Origin of the sequence: Streptomyces stelliscabiei (assembly GCF_014873495.1) — a bacterium.
GTDB lineage: Bacteria > Actinomycetota > Actinomycetes > Streptomycetales > Streptomycetaceae > Streptomyces > Streptomyces bottropensis.
Genome location: NZ_JADBGF010000001.1, coordinates 2,973,782 through 2,994,957 on the forward strand (window position 1 = coordinate 2,973,782; position 21,176 = coordinate 2,994,957).

The following is a 21,176-nucleotide window of genomic DNA, read 5'->3' on the forward strand; positions in this document are numbered from 1 at the left end:
AATGGCCGATTGACCGCGGTCCTGACCGTCCTCGCAGATGAGGGCCCTGTCAGGGCCGCGTCGAGGTTTAAGGGCCGCCCATCAAGGCTTCACCCTCGTTTGACCGGTCGGTCATGCCCTGGTAACACCAATGAGTGACCCTGGTTTCACACCCGGTACAGGGTCCTAGCCAGAGCAGCCATCCCGAGGGGGGACCTCCCATGCAGGCCGCACCCGTCCGCGCCACACCGATCCCGTCGTTCACCGATGCACTGCGTGCCGTCGAGTCGCTTCTGCTGAGCAGCGGCCAGCGCACCGCCCGTCGCAACGCCTGGACCTCCGTGCTGGAGGACCGCCGCCGCGCCAAGGACCGTGTCGAGGCCGAGCGCGTCCTCGAGGCGGCCGTCTCCTCGCGCACCTCGTAACCAGCCCCTCCGCACGACCCGCTCGTCGCACGACCCCGTCCGCAGCACGACCGCCGGCACCGCCGCCGCCCGGCGCCGCTTCCCCGGCGCAGCCGCCGGATCCCGGTCCCCACCGGCACCGCCGTCGTCCTCGCTTCCCCGGACACGTAGACTTCCTGCCATGGCGAGGAAGGAACCCGCAGCGGACGCTGCGAACCCCGGGCGACTCAAGCAGATCGCTCTTACGTACAAGATGACCCGCAGGGCCGACAAGAAGATCGGTCTTGTACTCGCGGCTGTCGGAATCATCACCTTCGGTGTCTTCCTCGCGATCGGTTTCTTGATCGGTCACCCCATCTATCTCGGCATCCTGGGCCTCCTGCTCGCCTTCCTCGCGACGGCGATCGTCTTCGGACGGCGGGCCGAGCGCGCGGCGTTCGGGCAGATGGAGGGCCAGCCCGGCGCGGCGGCCGCGGTGCTCGACAACGTGGGCCGTGGCTGGACCACGACCCCCGCGGTGGCGATGAACCGCAGCCAGGACGTGGTGCACCGGGCCGTGGGCAAGGCCGGCATCGTCCTGGTCGCCGAGGGCAACCCGAACCGGGTCAAGAGCCTGCTGGCCGCCGAGAAGCGGAAGATGGCCCGCATCGTGGCGGACGTCCCGGTGCACGACCTGGTCGTGGGCACCGGCGAGGGTCAGACCGAGCTGAAGAAGCTCCGCACGACCATGCTCAAGCTGCCGCGCGTGCTCTCCGGCCCCCAGGTGACCGCCACGAACGACCGGCTGCGCGCGATGGGCGACCTGATGAGCAACATGCCGCTCCCCAAGGGTCCGATGCCCAAGGGCATGCGCATGCCGAGGGGCGGCCCGAAGGCCCGCTGACGAGGCCGTACCGACGCGACGAGACACGTACGACGATGGGGCGCCCGGAGTGATCCGGGCGCCCCATCGTCGTAGGCCTCGTACGTCGTAGGCCTCGTACGAACCCTCGTCCCGGCGCTAGATCCGCACCTCCACCGTGCGCGCCAGCCGGTCGTGCAGGCCGCGGCCGTCGCGGTCCCAGACCAGGGCCGGGATGGCGAGGCAGAGCAGGACCGTACGGACGAGGGCGCGCCACGGGTTGACGGTGCCGGCGTCCTGGGCGACCACGCGGAGGCCGAAGAGGCGCTTGCCCGGGGTGAAGCCGACCGTGCCCAGGGTGAGGGCGTGCAGCAGGAAGAAGATGAGCAGGGCCCAGTTGCTGGTGGCCTGGTCGTAGCCGTCGGTGATCAGGCCGTATGCGATCAAGAGGCACAGGCCCCAGTCGACGGCGAGGGCGCCGAGACGGCGGCCGGGGCGGGCGATGGAGCCGGGCCCCTCCTCCGGCAGACCGAGCTGTTCTCCCCTGTATCCGAAGTCGACCCCGGCGTCCTCCGCCGCGCTACGGGGGCCGGAGAGCCACGATCCGAGTGCTTGCCTCTTGTCCACGCGTCCACCGTACTGCGAGCGTTTTGCCATACGGACAGGTGGGGTGCGGGGCGGGATGTCCGGTTAACTTGTGCGAAACAAATGGGTCACGTACGAGAAATCACCCGTCCCTAGTGTCGAGAACAGCGTGTGCCACCGCACTGGCAGCACGAACGAACTACCACCCCGGCAGGTGACGTCGGGAGTAGGAGGAGCTGGATGTTCCAGAACGCCGACGAGGCCAAGAAGTACATCGCGGACGAGGACGTCAAGTTCGTCGATGTCCGCTTCTGCGACCTGCCGGGTGTGATGCAGCACTTCACGATCCCGGCCGAGGCCTTCGACCCGGCCGAGGAGCTCGCGTTCGACGGCTCCTCGATCCGCGGCTTCCAGGCCATCCACGAGTCCGACATGGCGCTCCGCGCCGACCTGTCCACCGCGCGCGTCGACCCGTTCCGCCGCGACAAGACGGTCAACATCAACTTCTTCATCCACGACCCGATCACGGGCGAGCAGTACTCCCGTGACCCGCGCAACGTGGCGAAGAAGGCCGAGGCGTACCTCGCGTCCACCGGCATCGCCGACACCGCGTACTTCGGCCCCGAGGCCGAGTTCTACGTGTTCGACAGCGTGCGCTTCAAGACCTCGGAGAACGAGTCCTTCTACCACATCGACTCGGAGGCGGGCGCCTGGAACACCGGTGCGCTGGAGGACAACCGCGGTTACAAGGTCCGCTACAAGGGCGGTTACTTCCCGACCCCGCCGGTCGACCACTTCGCCGACCTGCGTGCCGAGATCTCGCTGGAGCTGGCCAAGTCCGGCCTCCAGGTCGAGCGCCAGCACCACGAGGTGGGCACCGCCGGCCAGGCCGAGATCAACTACAAGTTCAACACGCTGCTCGCCGCGGCCGACGACCTCCAGCTCTTCAAGTACATCGTGAAGAACGTGGCCTGGCGCAACGGCAAGACCGCGACCTTCATGCCGAAGCCGATCTTCGGTGACAACGGCTCGGGCATGCACGTCCACCAGTCGCTGTGGGCGGGCGGCTCGCCGCTCTTCTACGACGAGGCCGGGTACGCGGGCCTGTCGGACATGGCCCGCTACTACATCGGCGGCATCCTCAAGCACGCCCCGTCGCTGCTGGCCTTCACCAACCCGACGGTGAACTCGTACCACCGCCTGGTTCCGGGCTTCGAGGCCCCGGTCAACCTGGTGTACTCGCAGCGCAACCGCTCCGCGGCCATGCGTATCCCGATCACGGGTTCGAACCCGAAGGCGAAGCGCGTGGAGTTCCGCGCGCCCGACTCCTCCGGCAACCCCTACCTCGCCTTCTCGGCCCTGCTCCTCGCGGGCCTGGACGGCGTCAAGAACAAGATCGAGCCGGCCGAGCCGATCGACAAGGACCTCTACGAGCTGGCGCCCGAGGAGCACGCGGGCGTTCCGCAGGTCCCGACCTCGCTCCCGGCCGTCCTCGACTCGCTGGAGCGCGACCACGAGTTCCTCCTCCAGGGCGACGTCTTCACGCCGGACCTGATCGAGACGTGGATCGACTACAAGCGCGCCAACGAGATCGCCCCGCTGCAGCTGCGTCCGCACCCGCACGAGTTCGAGCTGTACTTCGACGTGTGATCGAGCCCGTGAGCCCGCGCCCCAGGCGTGTGGTTCCGGTCGGACGCTGAGTCGTGCGACGGCGCCCCCGTTCCCGCTTTCCGGGACGGGGGCGCCGTCGTATGGTTCTGGCACGACTGTTCGATGAATGACGGGGAGACACGGGGATGCCCGAACAGGACGACCAGGAGCGGGAGTTCGACATCAAGTGGGCGGACGGCGCCGAGCACAAGGAGCCCTCCGCCCGGGCCCGGATGCTCGCCGCGCGCTGGAAGGAGAACCCGCCCGCGCCCCAGCCCTTCCGCGCCGACCCCGGCCCGGCCGGACCGCGCCGGTCCTCGTGGGTGTCGACGCTGATCGTCTTCGGCTGCGTGGCGGGGCTCATCGCGCTGATCGGCTACATCAACTACCAGTCGTCGTACTGAGGGGCTGCGGCAGGTGGCGCGGCCGAGGCGAGCCCCGGCCGCGCTACTTGCCGCCCTTGTCGCGGTCCTGTCGACGGGTCGCGAGCGGCCGTTCGCGGCGGTAGCGGCGCTCCCACCTCGCCTGCTGGTCACGGCGATCGCGGTACGCGCGGTAGGAGCCGGGCTGGGCCGGGCCGCCGCCTGGCGGGGAGCCCGACGAGGAGGCCGCCGAGCCTCCCCCCGTGCGGCCGTGGCGGACGTACAGGTAGAGCAGGGCGACGGCGGCCAGCCAGAGGACTTGGTTGGAGAAACCCATGACGACCAGAACCGCGGTCGCCGAGAGGATCAAGGTGCCCATGACGGGACTCCTCGGGGCGTGGCGTGGGTGATGACTGTGCGGGGAAGAGTAGCCCCGGCGCCGGGAAGTGATGCCCGCCTTGCGCGGGCCCGGTTCCCGAGGGGCTTCGCTGCGTGTGTCCAGGATGATGGTGTGGCGGGTGCGAGAGCATCCCATTTATCGGGGAACGGCCGGGGTGCGTCGGGGATGCTGGGTCCATGGCATCGGATGATCATGAGTGGGCCGCGACCCGGGCGTGGGTGGCCGAGCGGCTCCCGGAGGGCCGCACCGTACGGAACTGGACGGATCTGCGGGGTGGTTGGACCTCCCGGATGCGCGGGCTGACACTCGACGACGGGACGGGGCTCGTCCTGCGGTCGTTCGTGAAACCGTTCTTCCGGCTGCACGCTCCGGGGCTGCTGAACCGTGAGGCCGAGATCCTCACGCTGCTCGCCTCGTACGACGACATCCCCGCTCCACGTCTGCACGCCGTCGACCCCGCCGCCGAACTCGCCGCCCACCCCTCGCTGTTGATGTCCCTGCTGCCGGGATCGTTGCGGATGGCGGAGGACGCGGACCTGGAGGCGCGGCTGGATCTGCTCGCCGGGCAGCTCGCCCGGATCCACGCGGTCGTACCGGAGCGACGGCCCCGCACGTACCAGGCCTGGACCTCGCCCGAGCGGGTCAACACGCCGGGCGGTGCGCTGTGGGAGCGGGCGGTGGAGGTGATCCGGCGGGAGGCACCCGCGTACGAAGGATGCTTCCTGCACCGGGACTTCCATCCCGGGAACGTCCTCTTCACGGGTACGGGTACGGGTACGGGTACGGCTGGCGGTGCGGGCGGTGGTCTTCGGGTCAGCGGGGTCGTGGACTGGGTGGAGACCTCGTGGGGGCCGGCGGACCTCGATGTGGCGCACTGTTCGACCGCCCTGGCGTTGTTGTACGGGGTGGAGCACGGGCTCGGATTCAGGGAGCGGTACGAGGCGCGGGGCGGGCGTCGGCCGGCCGTGGACCAGGACCACGTGTACTGGCGGCTGCTGGACGCGCTGGGTTACGCCCCGGACGCGGAGAAGCTCGCGGTGCCCTGGCGGGAGCTGGGGCGGACGGATCTGACGCCGGAGGTCCTGGGGGCTCGGCTGGAGGGGTATGTGGGCGGGGTGCTGGAGCGTTACGCGTAGCCGGCCGGGGCCGGGCCGGGCGCCGGGGCGTCCGATTGTCAGTGGCGTCCGGGAGGATGCGTCGAGGGCTCCGGGCTCGGTCGGCGCTCCGGATGTCGGGCGCGAGCGCGGCGCGGTGTGAAGGTGAGGGCGGTGGGCATGGCTGACGGGCGGCTGCGATATGTCGGGGTGGCCGAGCGGCGGGTGCGGCTGGGGCTGCGGCAGCGGTTGGCCGGATTGGTGCGGGCGGCGGGGCCGGAGGAGGTGGCTGATTCCCTGGTGGCCCTGCACGGCTCGGATCCCGCGACGGTGCCGCTCGCGGTGGGCGCGCGGCTCGCCGATCCCGGGCTGACGGTGGCCGAGACCGAGCGGGCGCTGTACGTGGACCGCTCGCTGGTCCGTATGCACGGTATGCGGCACACCGTGTTCGTGTTCCCGACCGAGCTGACCGCCGTGGTGCACGCCTCGACCGGCATCGCGGTCGCCGCGAGGGAGCGGGCGGCGCTGCTGAAGGACATGGCCGCGGCCGGGGCGCCGGACGCGGCCTGGCTGAAGGAGGTCGAGGAGTCGGCGCTGGCAGCGCTGGCCCGCCGGGGCCAGGCGACGGCGGCCGAACTCGCCGAGGACGAACCGAGGTTGCGGGAGCGGTTCGTGTACGCGGCGGGGAAGAGTTACGAGGGGACGCACAGCGTCTCGACGCGGCTGCTGAGGGTGCTGGGGGTGGAGGGCAGGGTCGTGCGGGGGCGGCCGCTGGGCTCCTGGACGTCGAGCCAGTTCCGGTGGGCCGTGGCCCCCGCGCATCCCGAACTGGATGTGGCGCAGGCCCAGGCGTCGCTGCTGGGCCGGTGGTTGGCGGCCTGCGGCCCTGCGACCGAGGCGGATCTGAAGTGGTGGACGGGGTGGCGTGTCACCGAGGTCCGCCGGGCGCTGGCGGCGATCGGGGCGCGGGCCGTGGCGCTGGACGAGGGGACGGGGTATGTGACCGCCGAGGACGAGGAGCCGGTTTCCGGCCCCGCCGAGCCCTGGGCCGCCCTTCTGCCCGCCCTCGACCCGACGGCGATGGGCTGGCGGCAACGCGACTGGTATCTCGCCCCCGAACTCCGGCCGGCCCTGTTCGACTACAGCGGCAACGTCGGGCCGACGGTGTGGTGGAACGGCCGGGTGATCGGCGGCTGGGCCCAGCGGTCCGACGGCGAGGTCGTGTGGCGGCTGCTCGACACGGAGGGGGTGGGGCGGGAGGCCGAGACGGCGATCCGTGCGGAGGCTGCGCGGCTGCGGGGGTGGGTGGGTGACACCCGGGTCACGCCACGCTTTCGGACACCGTTGGAGAAGGAGTTGGTGTGAGTTCGGGTGCGTAGGGGCGGGGCCGGGGTGGGGGTTGCTCGGGTGTTGGTGGGGCCCGGGTGCGTCGGCGGGTGCGGGTGCGTCGTGGGGTGCGGTGGTGGGGGTGGGTGCGGTGCGTCGGCGGGTGCGGTGCGTCGGCGGGTGCGGTGCGTCGGCGGGTGCGGTGCGTCGTGGTTGCTCGCGCAGTTCCCCGCGCCCCTGAAAAGCAGGGGCTGCGCCCCGTGCTTTTCGGCGCGCAGCACCGTCGCTGTACAGGCCCGGCGGTGTCGCCCCTGAGCAAGTCCACGAGGCCATGACCTGCACCATCCGAACCCCACCACCGACAGGCGGACGAAGCCGCAGCTCCACGGGACCCAGGTACTCAGGCCCACAGGGCGGCTTGTCAGGGGCGCGAGGAACTGCGCGCCCAACCCCCACCCACCCGCGGACGAAAACCGACCCTCCTCCGCACACAAAGCGCCGGGTACCCCAAAAGCAAGGGGTACCCGGCAACCGGCTCACCCCGAGGGGCACTGCTTCCAGGCCAAGTGGTAGATCGTGCTGATGTCACCGTCCGTCGAGTCCATGGTCATGAAACTCGTGCTGCTGGCCGGCGACGACCCCCGGTTGACCCTCAGCTCGGTGTTGATGTTGAAGTTGCGCTCCACCCCACAGGGCGCCCACACCAGCTGGGCCCAGTCCGTCTCGTCCGTGGCCTGCCAGTTGTCCTCCTTCGGGCCGTTGAACGTGTGGGTCCTGGAGGCGGTGTCCGGGGAGCCCTGGAAGTAGTACGAGGCCTTCTCGACGCCGCTCGCGCCGCGCGCGAGAGAGGCGAAGCCGCGGTAGTCGACGCTGGCGATGGCGTAGGTGAAGCCACCGGGCACATGGACGATCAGATTGAGCTGGCAGTTCTTGCGGAACGCGGTGGACGGGGCGCCACCGCCGACCTGGGCGAGGTAGTCGCTGTAGGTCACCGTGAACGCGGTGTTGTCCGGTGAGACGGCGACCGCGGCCGTGCCCTGGGGACAGCCGGAGCCGTTCACCGTGGCGACCTTGATGATGATCTTGTCCGGGGGCGGGTCCTCGAAGGGGGACTCGGCCTGCGCGGGAAGCGCACTGGCGAACAGGGCGGCTACGGCGCCGCCCAGGAGGAGACCACGAACCATGGGGGGTTCTCCCATCAGAGTCATGCACATGTCAATAGACAGGTGCGAGAACCCCACGGCCTGCGACAACACGGACCACGCGAGCGCAGTCTGTGAAACAGCTGTGAAGACCGAGGGGCGACCGCATCGTATGGACCCCGGACGGGCAGGGCTAGAGCGATCTCCGGCCAACCCTGGCGGCCGGAGATCGCCCATTCCCGTTGAACCCCTCGACTTCCTCGGTGGATCGGCGGGGTGGCCGGCTCGGCGCGGCACACCGCGCCGACCACCCCCACCGCACTAGCGGCTGTAGCGCATCAGCGCCCGCACCATGTGGCACGTGGTGTCCGACGGCGGATGTACGCCGATGACCTCCGCCGTGCTCCGGATCGTCTCGTTGCGCGCCTGGTTCGGCATGTGGACGCCGGAGTCGAGCAGGGCGATCGCGAGGCGCATGGCCTTCAGACGCCGGTTGTGGGTGATGTACCACTCACGCGGACGGCCCGGCGGGAGCGTGTGCTTGACCACCGGTTCGTACGGGAGATCGAGCAGGACGGGATGCTGGACGGTCGACTGAGTGGGCAGCGGCTTGGACTTCAGTGCGGCAGCGGGCACGGACATCCTCCTGTCGCGGTCTGGGCACCGCCGGAATCCCCCGTCGGCAACCCTCGAACACTGCTTCTATTTTACTACTCCCCACTGACAATCGCCCCTGGCCAGAAGGCATCTGAGGGGTCCTGTGACGCAGGTGGAACACGAGTTTTCGGGCCCGGTTGGCTACCGTGGGCGGCATGGAGATCTGGATCAATCCGGCCTGTTCCAAGTGCCGCAGCGCGCTCAGCCTGCTCGACGCCGAGGGTGCCGACTACACCGTCCGCCGCTACCTGGAGGACGTCCCGAGCGAGGACGAGATCCGCGCCGTACTCGACCGGCTCGGGCTGGAACCGTGGGACATCACCCGCACCCAGGAGGCCGCCGCCAAGGAGCTGGGCCTCAAGGAGTGGGCGCGGGACGCGGGTTCGCGCGACCGCTGGGTCACGGCACTCGCCGAGCACCCCGGACTCATCCAGCGGCCCATCATCACCGCCGAGGACGGCACGGCGGTGGTGGCCCGCACGGACGAGGCGGTACGGGAGGCTCTGTCCAGGTAACAGGTGGTCCGGCCACCCCGGCTCTCAACCGTGGCGTGATGTGCGTCACTTGAGAGTTTGCTGTGCCCGTTGAGCAGCTTCGTTCGACATCTCGTACGTAGCGGCGTACTCGTCCGATCCGGTGGCCGATCCGAAGGCCCGCCGGGAACAGGAGGCGCGCATGTCGCGTAGGAGAACGCTCGGCACGAAGAAGAAGGTCGCGCTGTTCGTGACCGCGGCAGCGGTGGCGGGAGGCGGGGCCTTCGCCATGGCGACCACGTCGAACGCGGCGCAGACCGCGGCGGATTCCAGTGTCTGTCAGGGGCTGGCCACCGCGCTCGGCAACAACGAGCGGTTCATCGCGGACCAGAAGGCGAAGCCCGACGCCCAGTCGGCGGCGCGGATCGCCAACCGCGAGGCGGTCATCGCCCAGATCAAGGTCCAGCAGGGCGCGTCGGACTGCGTGGTCGGGGAGTCGGCTCAGGGCTCCCAGGCCGCACCGCCCGCACAGCCGTCCGCGCCGGCCACGCAGACCGGGGGGTCGGCTCAGGACCCCCAGGGCGACGAGGCGGCCGGGAACACGGGCGGCGCCGGTGGCGCGGGGAACGCGGGCGGCGCGGGTGACACCGGCGACGCCGGGGCCGGCCGGCAGGTCTGCAACGGCTCCACCGTCACCCTCTCCGGCGAGGGCGGCGCCCCGGCCGCGTCCAGCAACCAGTTCCCGGCCGGCACGAAGCTGCGGGTGACCAACCTGGACAACAACAAGTCCACGACCGTCGAGGTCACCTCGGTCTCCGGCAGTTGTGCCCTGCTGAACAACGCCGCCTTCGAACAGGTCCGGGAACCCGGCAAGTTCCTGATCCGCCGCGCGCTGATCGAGAAGGTGGGGTGACGCCGGCCCGGACGGCGGCGTGGGCCCGCTCGTAACGGTGAGGTGAAGAGAGGGCGACCGCACTCCGGGAGGCCGGCCATCGCACACGGCGATGGCCGGCCTCGTCCGCGCGTACGACCAGCGCGTACGACCAACACGTCCGCCGGGACGTGAGTCGCGCCACAGCGACCCCAGGTAACACGGGGTTCACATTCGAGCAACGGCCGGGAAATCGCGTGTTGACAGGCTGCGCGGCATCAGCGCGGCGTTTCAGTGCCGCAGCGCCGCAGCACCCGCACATGCGCCTAGTGACCCACCCCGAAGGATGTGTCCCGTGACCTTCAAGGCTGAGTACATCTGGATCGACGGCACCGAGCCGACGGCCAAGCTCCGCTCGAAGACGAAGATCTTCGCCGACGACGCCAAGGGTGCGGAGCTGCCGATCTGGGGCTTCGACGGGTCTTCCACGAACCAGGCCGAGGGGCACTCCTCGGACCGCGTGCTCCAGCCGGTCTTCTCCTGCCCGGACCCGATCCGCGGCGGCGACGACATCCTCGTGCTCTGCGAGGTCCTCAACATCGACATGACGCCGCACGAGTCCAACACCCGTGCCGCGCTGCGTGAGGTGGCCGAGAAGTTCACCGCCCAGGAGCCGATCTTCGGCATCGAGCAGGAGTACACCTTCTTCGACGGCGAGCGCCCGCTCGGCTTCCCGATCGGCGGCTTCCCGGCTCCCCAGGGCGGCTACTACTGCGGTGTCGGCGCCGACGAGATCTTCGGCCGTGACATCGTCGAGGCCCACCTGGAGAACTGCCTGAAGGCCGGTCTCGCCATCTCCGGCATCAACGCCGAGGTCATGCCCGGCCAGTGGGAGTTCCAGGTCGGACCGGTCCCCCCGCTGGAGGTCGCCGACCACCTGTGGGTGGCCCGCTGGCTGCTCTACCGCACCGCCGAGGACTTCGACGTCTCCGCGACGCTGGACCCGAAGCCCGTCAAGGGCGACTGGAACGGCGCCGGCGCGCACACCAACTTCTCCACGAAGGCGATGCGCGAGGGCTACGACGCGATCATCACCGCGTGCGAGTCGCTGGGCGAGGGCTCGAAGCCGCTCGACCACGTCAAGAACTACGGCGCCGGCATCGACGACCGCCTGACCGGTCTGCACGAGACCGCCCCGTGGAACGAGTACTCCTACGGTGTCTCCGACCGTGGCGCCTCGGTCCGTATCCCGTGGCAGGTCGAGAAGGACGGCAAGGGCTACATCGAGGACCGCCGCCCGAACGCCAACGTCGACCCGTACGTCGTGACACGGCTGATCGTCGACACCTGCTGCACCGCGCTCGACAAGGCCGGCCAGGTCTGATCCGTCCGGGCCGCACGGGCCCGAGCTTCGCCGAAGGGCGTCCACCGAACCGGTGGGCGCCCTTCGGCGTCCCCGGCCCGCCCAGGACCGGCCGGTGCGCACGGGTGTGTGACGGCAGAGACGTGGGTGTGATGTCAAAGAAGCGTCCAAGCAGTGAGAGGAGGCTCCTGCAACGGGCGTGTGTCTGCTTCAATGAACCCATGGCCGGCTTCCAGAATCGACGCGCGACGGGTCGCCATGACCTGGAGCCCTTCTGGCCTTCCCGTCAGCACCACGACTTCGACCGGGTGTGTTGCCGCGCGACGAACGCGCCGGCCCTCTAAAGCCGTACACCCCGGCCTTCGGTCGGCGCGGAACGACGTACGTCCCTCGGCGGGGCCGGCCACGAGCTCGGTCGCCGAGGTCTCCCGGACGAACCTCTCGCGCGAAAGAGCTGACCTCTCATGGCGAACACCCGTTCTCTGTCGACCGCCGCCCCGCTGACCTCCGCGCCGGGCGCCGCGCCCGTCGCCGTCCCCGCGCCCGGCGCCTCCCCCCGGCACCGGCTGCGCGCCGTGGGCCGGGACGAGGTCGTGGACATCACGGACTTCCTGCCGCCGGGCGCCACCTGGCTCCCGGCCCCCCAGCACACCCTGCCCTCGCTTCCGGGCCGGCCGCCGATGGTCGGCTACCTGGTGCTCCTGCCGGCCGACCAGCAGCCGCCGGTGCCGCCGTTCGCCGTCCCGGACGAGCGGCCTCTCGACCACGCGGGCTCCGCCGCGGGTCCCGCCTCCGGTTCCGGTCCCGGTTCCGTCGGGGCCGGGGACGAACTGGTCCGCGTCGACACCGTGCAGCGCACGGCCGAGGTCGGCGGGCGACCGCTCGACCTCACCTATCTGGAGTTCGAGCTTCTCGCCCATCTCGTCGCGCACCCCAACCGGGTGCACACCCGCGACCAGTTGGTCACCACGGTGTGGGGCTACGGACATGTGGGCGACGGGCGGACGGTCGACGTCCACATCGCCCGGCTGCGCCGCAAGCTCGGTGCGGAGTTCCGCCAGGCGATCCAGACGGTACGGCGGGTCGGGTACAAGTACACGCCTCCACTGGCCCGTTGACGGCCGCCGCGCTCGCCGCGGGGCCGGTCCCCTGAAAGCGGATCTCCCGAGAGCGGATTCCCGTTCCGTACCGGCCGCCCGGCGGGCAGAGTCGGCGGTATGAGACTTCTGATGCTGGGTGGTACGGAGTTCGTGGGCCGCGCCGTCGTGGAGTCGGCACTGGCCCGCGGCTGGGAGGTGACCGTCTTCCACCGGGGACGGCACGCGCCCGTGGCCGGGGTGCGGTCGCTGCTGGGCGACCGCACCGCGCCGGACGGGCTCGCGGCGCTCGCCGACGCCCGCGCCGACGGGAGCGAGTGGGACGTCGTCGTCGACACCTGGTCGGCGGCACCGCGAGCTGTGCGGGACACCGCGCGCCTGCTGTCCGGCGTGGCCGAACGGTATGTGTACGTGTCGAGTTGCTCGGTGTACGCCTGGCCACCGGCCGCCGGGTACGACGAGCGGGCACCCCTGGTGGACGGCGCGTCGCCGGACGCCGACGGGACGGACTACGCCCACGACAAGCGGGGCGGGGAACTGGCCGCGATCGAGGCGTTCGGCCCCGACCGCTCGCTCCTCGTGCGCAGCGGGCTGATCCTCGGTCCGTACGAGAACATCGGCCGGCTGCCCTGGTGGCTCACCCGGGTCGCCCGGGGCGGACCGGTCCTGGCGCCCGGTCCCCGCGACCTCCCCCTCCAGTACGTCGACGTCCGCGACCTCGCCGCCTGGATCCTCGGGGCCGCGGAACAGGGAGCGAGCGGCGCGTACAACCTGATCGGCCCCACGGGCACGACCACGATGGGCGAACTGCTGGACGCCTGTGTGCGGGTGACCGGCGGTTCGGCCGAACTCCGCTGGACGTCACCGGAGTTGATTCTCGGCGCCGGGATCGAGCCGTGGACGCAGCTGCCGGTGTGGGTGCCCGGGGGGAGCGATCTGCACGACGCGCTGCACCGGGCCGACGTGTCCCGGGCCCTGCGGGACGGGCTCCGCTGCCGGGGTGTGGAGGAGACCGTACGGGACACCTGGGAGTGGCTGACGGAACTCGGCGGAATCGCGCCGCGGCGACCGGACCGGCCGGCGGTGGGGCTGGACGCCTCGGTGGAGGCGAAGCTGCTGGGGCTCTAGCCGGGCAAACCGGCATGGGGACGGCGGTTCTCGCGCATCTCGGCCAGAGCCGCCGAAACTCCCCTTTCACGGGCTCCGCCTGGCCACCTCGCCATGTACACGCCGTAGGGGATCGACAACTCCCGGTGCCGCGTGGGGTGTTGAAACCAGTTTGTCCCACGAATCTCTCATCAATTTCTGAGTCGCCTGAACACTCCTGGGACTCACCGCGTACTTGATGGAGCCGCTTCACTCCTGTCGGGCGCCTCGATAGCCCCGCAAGGAAGTCAGAGGAGTTCCATGGGACGCAACACACGCAAACGACGTTCGCCGCTGGCCGTTCGGGCCATTGCCGCATCCGCGGCGCTCGCGGTCGCGGGCGGCGGCCTGGTCTGGGCGAACTTCTACGCCTCAGCGGGCGAGTCGAAGTCCAAGCCCAACGCGACGCTGGCGGCCGCCCAGGTGGCCACCATCGCCTGCCCGGACGTCGGTCAGAAGCTGACGAACGTGCCGAAGAAGGCGCGCGCGGGTGTCGCCAAGGAGCTGGCGCTGCTGGACCGGCAGATCACCGAGGCGTACAAGCGCCTGGCTGACACGCGCCAGGCGCAGGCGGGCGACGCCAACTTCGTCAACAACGCCATTCTCGGCCCGCTGAAGTCCAAGCGGACGGCCACCATCGACCGGATCGCCATCAACATCCGGCGCGTGGGCGGCCAGGCTCCGCAGGGCATGGCGCAGCTCGCGGCCTGCCAGGGCAAGGGTGACCAGGCTCAGACCAACGCCGGCGGGGGCCAGGGTCAGAACCAGGGCGGCCAGAACCAGGGCGGCCAGAACCAGGGCGGCCAGAACAACGGCGGCCAGGGTCAGAACCAAGGCGGTCAGAACCAGGGCGGCCAGAACGGCGGCCAGGGTCAGGGTCAGGGTGCCAACGGCCAGGGCGGCAACGGCCCGGTCGCGGGCGACTTCATCAACATCAACCAGGTCCAGCCCAACGGTGGCCCCAAGGGCGTGAACGGCAACGGTCTCGCCGCCAACGGCAACGGTGGCTCGCGGGGCACCTTCACCACCAGCTGCGGCGTCAACAAGAACGAGCTGCGCAACTCGGACAACGTGATCGTCGCTCCGGGTGTCAGCAACGGCGCCCAGCACCAGCACGACTACGTGGGCAACCAGAGCAACAACGCCTTCGCGAGCGACCAGGACCTGGCCAACGCGCAGACCTCCTGCCAGAACCAGGGCGACAAGTCGTCGTACTTCTGGCCGGTCATCCGCATCCAGGACGGTTCGAACGACATCGACGCCAACAAGCCCGGCGGCGGCGCGGACAAGAACGTCGGCAAGATCGTCGAGCCGAGCCAGGCCCAGCTGAAGTTCGTCGGCAACAAGCGTGGCCCCGTCGTCGCGATGCCGCAGGCCCTGCGCATCATCACCGGTGACGCCAAGGCCTTCGTGAACGGCCTGAACAACGCCAACACGAACTGGAGCTGCACCGGCTTCGAGGACCGTGTGGTGACGGACAAGTACCCGATCTGCCCGCAGGGCAGCTCCGTGGTGCGGACGTCCTTCTTCCAGAGCTGCTGGGACGGCAAGAACATCGACAGCGCCAACCACCGCACGCACGTCGACTTCGTCGAGGCGGACGGCAGCTGCTCGAACGGCTTCCAGGCCATCCCCCAGCTCCAGGTCCGCCTGGTCTACAACGTCCCGGCCCCGCAGATCCAGAACGGCCAGGTCGTGAAGCCCTACGCGGTCGACTCCTTCCCGGAGAACCTGCACAAGCCGATCACCGACCACAACGACTTCATCAACTTCTTCAACCAGCAGACGATGAACAAGATGGTCCAGTGCATCAACAACGGCCAGAACTGCACGTAGTACCCGAGCGCTTCTGAGCCACAGACGAAAGCCGGCGGTGGGATCTCCCACCGCCGGCTTTCGTCTGTCCTGATCCCCTGCCCCTCGCCTCCCGCTCCGACGTTTCCGGGAGCGGGGCCGGCACGGTCAGCCGCTGTGGCTGCCGTCGTTGTGGCTGCCACCGGGGTTCATGTGCGCGGATCCTTCCTGCATCTCCCCGCCGAGGGTGCCCTGCAGCCCGCCCACGGTCTTCTTCTGGCCGACGGCGACCCACTTGCGGCCGACGAGGTAGTAGCCGCCGTAGTCCTTGGCGCCGGCGAGCCACTCCGCCTGACCCCGGTCGGTGGCGAAGGTCGCGAGGACGAACTTGCCGTCGAAGTCGCCGTCCTTGTTGGTGCACAGGGCCTGGCGGATGGTGTCCGCGTCCGTCTGCATGTCCGGCTTGCAGCCCACCTCGCCGGCGATGTGCTCCAGCGTCCCCGTCGCCGTCTTCGGGACCGCCGCCTCGGCGTCGTCGCCCGCGCCGCAGCCGGTCAGCGCCAGCAGGGCGGCGACCGCGCCGGCCGCGGCCCCCGCAAGCCTCTTCCTCGTCATACTCATCCGTACCTCCGGGTCCGTTCAGGCGACGTGAACGCGCCAGCTCCGTGCGCACCGTTGTTCACGGACGGTCGCCCCGTTAGCGTGCCGCCACTGTCGACACAGGGGGCACACAGACATGAACAGTCCGTCGCGACGCATGGTGCTGGGCTCGGCCGGTGTCATCGGCCTCGGGACCCACCTGCGGTGGTCGGCCCCGGCCCACGCCGCTGAGAGCCCTGGCGAGGGCCCCGTCTTCGATACGGCTCCCGCGCACTCGGCGCTCAATCGGCTGCTGCCCGGTCATGCCGGACAGTTCCGGCTCAGTCTGCTCGACCGGAGCGGCACGGTCGACCGGTTCCGTGTCACAGGCACCAAGGGAGACATCCAGGTCCAGGCCACCACACCGGCCACTCTGCTCATGGGCGTCCACTGGTACCTGAAGTACGTCTGCGGGGCCCACCTGGCCTGGAACGGCAGCCAACTGGACCTGCCGAGCCGTCTTCCCGCCCCCGCCCGCCCCCTGGAGGGATCCACCGCCCTCCCCCACCGCTTCGCCCTGAACGACACCAACGACGGGTACACCGCCCCGTACGCGGACTGGACGTACTGGGAACACCAGATCGACCTCCTGGCGGCGCACGGCTGCAACGAGGTGCTGGTCGTCGCGGGGATGGAGGCCGTCTACCACCGGCTGCTGAAGGACTTCGGCTACTCCGACGAGGAGTCCCGCGCCTGGCTCCCCGCCCCCTCCCACCAGCCCTGGTGGCTGCTGCAGAACCTCTCCGGGTACGGCGGCCCGCTCTCCCCACAGCTGATCGCCCGCCGGGCCGGCCTCGGCCGGCGCATCACCGACCGCCTGCGCGAGCTGGGCATGTCCCCGGTACTCCCCGGCTACTACGGGCACGTCCCCAAGCAGTTCGTCGAGCGCAACGGCGGTGACGCGCACGTCGTGCCGCAGGGCGTCTGGCACGGCTTCGAGCGCCCCGACTGGCTCGATCCGCGCACCGACTCCTTCGCCCGGGTCGCCGCCTCCTTCTACGGTCATGTACGGGACGTGTTCGGCGCGGCGGCCCACTTCAAGATGGACCTCCTGCACGAGGGCGGCACCGCGGGCGACGTACCCGTCCCGGACGCGGCGCGGGGCGTCGAACGCGCGCTCCACAAGGCCCACCCGGACGCCACCTGGGTGATCCTCGGCTGGCAGGAGAACCCGCTGCCGGAACTGCTGGACGCCATCGACCGGTCGAGAATGCTGATCGTCGACGGCGTCTCCGACCGCTACGCCGGTGTCACCGACCGCGAACGCGACTGGGGCGGCACCCCGTACTGCTTCGGCACGATCCCCAACTTCGGGGGCCGGACGACCATCGGGGCCCGCGCGCACCTGTGGACCGACAAGTTCTTCGCCTGGCGGGACAAGCCGGACAGCGCTCTGGTGGGCACGGCGTACATGCCGGAGGCCACCGACCGCGACCCGGCGGCCTTCGAGCTCTTCTCCGAACTGGCCTGGGCACCGGGGAAGATCGACCGGGCCGCCTGGTTCTCCGCGTACGCCGACTTCCGCTACGGCGGCCGCGACGACGCGGCCCGCGCGGCCTGGCGGGCGCTGCACGAGACCGCGTACCAGCAACGGGCCGTGGAACGCAGCGACCCGCACGACTCGCTCTTCTGCGCCCGTCCGGACCTCGCCGCGGACCGCGCCGCCGAGTACGCGCCGCGCACGCTGACCTACGACCCCGGCCGCTTCGACGCGGCCTTCGCCGGGCTGCTGGACGTGGCGGGCGGGCGGCGCCGCAACCCGGCGTACCGGTACGACGTGGTGGACCTGGCACGGCAGGCGCTCGCGCACCGGAGCCGCCAGTACCTGCCGCAGCTGCGGGCGGCCCACCAGCGCAAGGACCTCACGACGTTCCGCGCGCTGTCCACGCTCTGGTTGCGGCTGATGCGGCTGTCCGACGAGGTCACGGGCACGGACGGGGCGTTCCTGCTGGGGCCGTGGGTGAACGACGCGCGGCTGATGGCGACGAACGACGCCGAGCGGGCGGAGTTCGAGCGGACGGCGAAGGTCCTGATCACGGTGTGGGGCGGGCGCGCCACCTCCGACGCGGGGGATCTGCACGAGTACGGCAACCGGGAGTGGAACGGCCTGATGGCCGACTTCTACGTCCCGCGCTGGCAGAAGTGGCTGGACGCCCTGGAGGACGCGCTCGCGACGGGGACCGCTCCGGCGGCCGTGGACTGGTTCGCGTTCGAGGAGCCGTGGACCCGGGAGCGCAGGGACTATCCGCTGCGGCCGGTGGGTGACGCGTACCGGACGGCGGCGCGGGTGCGGGACGTGCTGGCGCGGGCGCCGTACCAGGGGACGCTGACCGTCACCGCGGAGCCGCCGGTGCTGCCGCCCGGCGGGAGCGCGCGGCTGTCGGCGGTCTTCCGCAACGTCAACGGGCTGCGGGACACCGGGCGGGTGGACTTCGCGCTCGGCGGCTTCGCCGGTACGGCCGAGCCGGAGGGGCCGACATCGTTGCCGGGCGTCGCGGCGGCGGGGTCGGGGACGGTCCGCTGGCGCGCGCACACGCCGGGTGCGCCGCTCGACCGGCCGCTACGGCCGCTGCCCTACTCGGTCACGGTCGCGTACGGGCCCCGGGGCGAGGACCGGGTCGAGGGGCGCTTCGACGGGACGCTGTTCGAGGCGGGGGCGCTCGATCCGGGGTGGCGCACCTACACGAACAACGGGGCCGTCTTCGGGCAGCTCGGGGGCCGTTTCGCGATCGACGGTGCCGGGGCGGACCTGTGGCGGGGGACGTCGGAGTTCGGCACGGCCTATCGGGCGGGGGCCTTCCGGGACGGTACGTCCGTGACGCTCCGGGTCGACTCCCAGGCGGCCACCGGGAACTGGGCGCGGGCGGGGATCGTGGTGCGCGACGTGCTCGGTACGGCCGGGTCGAAGGGGTTCGTGAATCTGGCGGTCACTCCGGCCAACGGGGTGGTGCTGTCGTACGACAGCTCGGGCGACGGGACGCTCGACACGTACCGGCGGATCACGGGGGTGAAGGCGCCGGTGGTGCTGCGGTTGAGCCGGGTGGGGGTGGGGGCGTACGTGGGTGAGTGCTCCGTCGACGAGGGGGCGACCTGGCGGGTGGTGGCGCCGGTGAGTGTGCCGGGAGCGGCGAGTGGGGGGCAGGACGTCGGGCTGTTCATGAGCGCGACGAACGGGGGGAGCGGGGCGAGGGGCCTGGTCGAGTTCAGCGGGTGGCAGCTGACGTGATGGGGGGCCTCGGGTGCGTTCTGCGGGTGCGGGCCCGGTGGGGCTTCTCGAAGAACGCACCCCCGCATCCCACCCCCCAGCCGCCCCACCCAGCGGAGCGCCGCGGTGACCATCCGACCATTCGCTCGTTCTGCTGAACGTGCAGTCACAGGATGTCGCCCCGCGCCGCCCCGCATCGTCCCGCGCCCAGGAGTCGGTCGTGGACGTCGAGCAGGCGGAGGCCGCGCTCGTCGAGCACTATCCGCGTCTGGTCCGGCTGGCCTATCTGACGTTGCCGCCGAGCCTGGGCCGCAACCGCCGGGTGCTGACGGCACACGCGCTGGCCCAGCGGGCCCTGCCGAGGAGCCGCCGGTCGACGTCGCTCATCCCGGCGCAGGCGACGGGCGCCGGCCGGGAGCGCGACCCCGGGTACGCCTTCGTCCGGCTCCAGGTCGTCCGCACCGCCCTGGAGGCGGGCCTCCCCCTGCGGCGGACGGCGTGGCCGAAGCGGTCCCAACTGCCGCCGTTGCTGCCGCGGGTGTGGGGCCTTCGGCTGTTCCCCCGCTCCGGAGGCGCCGACGAACTGGCCCTGGACCAGCGGCTGTCGGCGCTCTCCTCGCCGGGGCGCGCCGCCTACGTCCTGCGGGGCCTGGAGCGGCTCCCCGACCCGGTGATCACATCGCTCCTGGAGGAGGCGGGCGTCGACGCCCCGGCCGCCGCGCTGAAGGAGGCCGACTCGGTGCCGGCGCAGCAGTACGCGCTGCTCTCCTCCCCCGAGTACGACCCCTGTTCGCTGCACGCCCGCCCCACCGATCTGATGCGCCGCCGCCAGCACACGAGGGCGGCGCTGGCCGCGACGGCCGCCGTGATCGTGAGCGCGGCGCTGCTCGGACTGCCCGGTGAGGGCTGGGGACCCGACGGCGCGGCGGCGCCCTCGTACGCGCGGAACCCGGCGGCCCAGGCGGCCCTCGACCCGGGGCAGCTGACGACGGCGACGGCCACGGCGTGGCGGGCGACGGGGCGCACCGACTTCACCACCTGGCCCGCGCGCGGCGATCTCGTCAAGGACAGGGCCCTGCTGCGGCGCGCCCTCGCGGTCTGGGCCCGCCCCGGCGAGTCCGTACAGGTCTCGGTCACCCTCGGCACCCAGGCAGGACCCCCGCCCGGCCCGCCGCAGCTGCTGTACGCGGGCCGGGTCGACAACCTCCGGGTCGTCCTGCTGCACGACGGTCTGCGGATCGCCCGGTACGCCGAGCCGCTCGACGACCCGGGCATGGCCGCCCTCGACCTGACCCGGGCCGACGGGGCGACCGGCGCCGGCGCGAGCGCCCTGATCCTCGGCCGGTCCGACGGCAACGTCCGCTATCTGACGGCCCCTTGGGTGCGTGAGGCGGCCGTACGGGATCTGGCCAGGCCCGGCGCCCGGGTGCGTACGCTCGCGCTGGCGAAGGACGGGACGACGGCGCCGTTCGCCAGTCCGGCGGTGCGGACCGGGGAGTGCCGGTCGTGGGACGTGCTGCAGCTCAGCGATGCCACGGGGGGTACGCGGCTGCTGACCGATCTGCTGGAGGTGACGCCGGCGCACCTCACGATCGGGCGGCCGTCGGCCGCCTCGACGAGGCGTGACGCGTCCGCCGCTCCGGCGGTCTGGGCGCCGTTCGCCTGCTCCCTGGCCGCCGTGCGGTCGCAGGGTGTGCGGACCGTGAACGCCTGGCGGTTCGCCCGTCAGCCGCTGCCCGACGGCAGCGGCACGGCCGACTGGGCGTGCACCCGCACCGAGACCTGGCGGGGCGCGGGAACCCGGGCGATGACCCAGTTCGACACCCCGGCCGGCGCGTACGTCACGGCCGCCGCCGACGAGGTTCCGGCCTGCGGCCCTGCCGACCCGCACGTCCTCGCGGCCGGTCCCTGGAAGTCGGCGACCGGCGACTCGTACCTGCTCGCCGCCGGTGCCAGGGACACCGTCTCCGTCGAACTGAGCGGCGGGGTGCGCGGTTCGGCGCCGGGCAACCTCCTCGCCGTACCGGCCGGGGACGGTGCGCGGGCCGAGTTGAAGGGCACGCTGGCGAACGGCCGGGAGATCAGCGGACTGCAGCCCGCCCGGTGAGCGCCCGCGCGTCGAACGCTCTGACAGGATCCCGCCCATGG

General features: G+C 71.3%; 19 protein-coding genes. 14 read left to right on the forward strand and 5 right to left on the reverse strand.

Annotation, left to right across the window (positions count from 1 at the left end; translation table 11 throughout):
• Window positions 1-200 precede the first annotated feature (200 nt).
• Together H4687_RS13045 and H4687_RS13050 are read left to right on the forward strand one after the other, a co-directional pair.
• Complete coding sequence (locus H4687_RS13045) at window positions 201-404, forward strand: SCO2195 family GlnR-regulated protein (protein WP_005478404.1); 204 nt, start codon at window positions 201-203, stop codon at window positions 402-404.
• Between the two features lie 160 nt (window positions 405-564).
• Window positions 565-1,266, forward strand: a complete 702-nt coding sequence (locus H4687_RS13050; protein WP_046915560.1) for a DUF4191 domain-containing protein — start codon at window positions 565-567, stop codon at window positions 1,264-1,266.
• A gap of 117 nt (window positions 1,267-1,383) precedes the next feature.
• On the opposite strand, the gene H4687_RS13055 is transcribed toward H4687_RS13050, so the two are convergent.
• Entirely contained in the window at window positions 1,384-1,851 is a 468-nt protein-coding gene (locus H4687_RS13055; protein WP_046915561.1) for an RDD family protein, read from the reverse strand.
• Between the two features lie 198 nt (window positions 1,852-2,049).
• On the opposite strand from H4687_RS13055, the gene glnA reads away from it, so the two are divergent.
• Entirely contained in the window at window positions 2,050-3,459 is a 1,410-nt protein-coding gene (gene glnA, locus H4687_RS13060; protein WP_037693601.1) for a type I glutamate--ammonia ligase, read from the forward strand.
• A 146-nt stretch (window positions 3,460-3,605) separates the two neighbouring features.
• The gene (locus H4687_RS13065; RefSeq protein ID WP_046915562.1) at window positions 3,606-3,863 is read left to right on the forward strand and encodes an SCO2583/SCO2584 N-terminal domain-containing protein; all 258 of its coding nucleotides are present in this window, start codon (window positions 3,606-3,608) and stop codon (window positions 3,861-3,863) included.
• A gap of 43 nt (window positions 3,864-3,906) precedes the next feature.
• Here H4687_RS13065 and H4687_RS13070 read toward each other — a convergent pair whose 3' ends face one another.
• On the reverse strand, window positions 3,907-4,200 hold the full coding sequence (locus H4687_RS13070) for a hypothetical protein (protein ID WP_046915563.1): 294 nt from the start codon (window positions 4,198-4,200) through the stop codon (window positions 3,907-3,909).
• A 197-nt stretch (window positions 4,201-4,397) separates the two neighbouring features.
• On the opposite strand from H4687_RS13070, the gene H4687_RS13075 reads away from it, so the two are divergent.
• Both H4687_RS13075 and H4687_RS13080 read left to right on the forward strand, forming a co-directional pair.
• Entirely contained in the window at window positions 4,398-5,357 is a 960-nt protein-coding gene (locus H4687_RS13075) for a phosphotransferase family protein (protein ID WP_179860139.1), read from the forward strand.
• A gap of 138 nt (window positions 5,358-5,495) precedes the next feature.
• Window positions 5,496-6,680 (forward strand): winged helix DNA-binding domain-containing protein, encoded by a 1,185-nt coding sequence (locus H4687_RS13080; protein ID WP_097251436.1) that lies wholly within the window; start codon window positions 5,496-5,498, stop codon window positions 6,678-6,680.
• Between the two features lie 497 nt (window positions 6,681-7,177).
• Here H4687_RS13080 and H4687_RS13085 read toward each other — a convergent pair whose 3' ends face one another.
• Both H4687_RS13085 and H4687_RS13090 read right to left on the reverse strand, forming a co-directional pair.
• Window positions 7,178-7,825: a DUF4360 domain-containing protein gene (locus H4687_RS13085; protein ID WP_046913468.1), complete on the reverse strand. Its 648-nt coding sequence runs from the start codon at window positions 7,823-7,825 to the stop codon at window positions 7,178-7,180.
• 279 nt (window positions 7,826-8,104) lie between these two features.
• Window positions 8,105-8,419, reverse strand: coding sequence for a hypothetical protein (locus tag H4687_RS13090; RefSeq protein ID WP_028796925.1), 315 nt, complete (start codon window positions 8,417-8,419; stop codon window positions 8,105-8,107).
• Window positions 8,420-8,595: 176 nt separating this feature from the next.
• On the opposite strand from H4687_RS13090, the gene H4687_RS13095 reads away from it, so the two are divergent.
• The 6 genes from H4687_RS13095 to H4687_RS13120 all read left to right on the forward strand — a co-directional run bounded on the left by H4687_RS13095 (window position 8,596) and on the right by H4687_RS13120 (window position 15,226).
• Window positions 8,596-8,955, forward strand: a complete 360-nt coding sequence (locus H4687_RS13095) for an arsenate reductase family protein (protein WP_179860138.1) — start codon at window positions 8,596-8,598, stop codon at window positions 8,953-8,955.
• A gap of 160 nt (window positions 8,956-9,115) precedes the next feature.
• A complete protein-coding gene (locus tag H4687_RS13100) occupies window positions 9,116-9,826 on the forward strand; it encodes an RlpA-like double-psi beta-barrel domain-containing protein (protein WP_046913470.1) in 711 nt (236 codons plus the stop codon).
• Between the two features lie 313 nt (window positions 9,827-10,139).
• Window positions 10,140-11,168: a glutamine synthetase gene (glnII, locus tag H4687_RS13105; protein ID WP_046913471.1), complete on the forward strand. Its 1,029-nt coding sequence runs from the start codon at window positions 10,140-10,142 to the stop codon at window positions 11,166-11,168.
• Window positions 11,169-11,611: 443 nt separating this feature from the next.
• A complete protein-coding gene (locus tag H4687_RS13110) occupies window positions 11,612-12,265 on the forward strand; it encodes a winged helix-turn-helix domain-containing protein (protein ID WP_046913472.1) in 654 nt (217 codons plus the stop codon).
• 99 nt (window positions 12,266-12,364) lie between these two features.
• Window positions 12,365-13,372: an NAD-dependent epimerase/dehydratase family protein gene (locus H4687_RS13115; RefSeq protein WP_192781668.1), complete on the forward strand. Its 1,008-nt coding sequence runs from the start codon at window positions 12,365-12,367 to the stop codon at window positions 13,370-13,372.
• Between the two features lie 279 nt (window positions 13,373-13,651).
• Window positions 13,652-15,226 (forward strand): DUF1996 domain-containing protein, encoded by a 1,575-nt coding sequence (locus tag H4687_RS13120; protein ID WP_046913474.1) that lies wholly within the window; start codon window positions 13,652-13,654, stop codon window positions 15,224-15,226.
• Window positions 15,227-15,352: 126 nt separating this feature from the next.
• Here the strand turns inward: H4687_RS13120 and H4687_RS13125 are convergent, their stop codons facing one another.
• On the reverse strand, window positions 15,353-15,805 hold the full coding sequence (locus tag H4687_RS13125; RefSeq protein ID WP_179860137.1) for a hypothetical protein: 453 nt from the start codon (window positions 15,803-15,805) through the stop codon (window positions 15,353-15,355).
• A 115-nt stretch (window positions 15,806-15,920) separates the two neighbouring features.
• Between H4687_RS13125 and H4687_RS13130 the strand changes: the two genes are divergently transcribed.
• Both H4687_RS13130 and H4687_RS13135 read left to right on the forward strand, forming a co-directional pair.
• Window positions 15,921-19,049 (forward strand): alpha-N-acetylglucosaminidase, encoded by a 3,129-nt coding sequence (locus tag H4687_RS13130; protein WP_050398477.1) that lies wholly within the window; start codon window positions 15,921-15,923, stop codon window positions 19,047-19,049.
• 139 nt (window positions 19,050-19,188) lie between these two features.
• The gene (locus tag H4687_RS13135; protein WP_046916157.1) at window positions 19,189-21,135 is read left to right on the forward strand and encodes a hypothetical protein; all 1,947 of its coding nucleotides are present in this window, start codon (window positions 19,189-19,191) and stop codon (window positions 21,133-21,135) included.
• Window positions 21,136-21,176 lie beyond the last annotated feature (41 nt).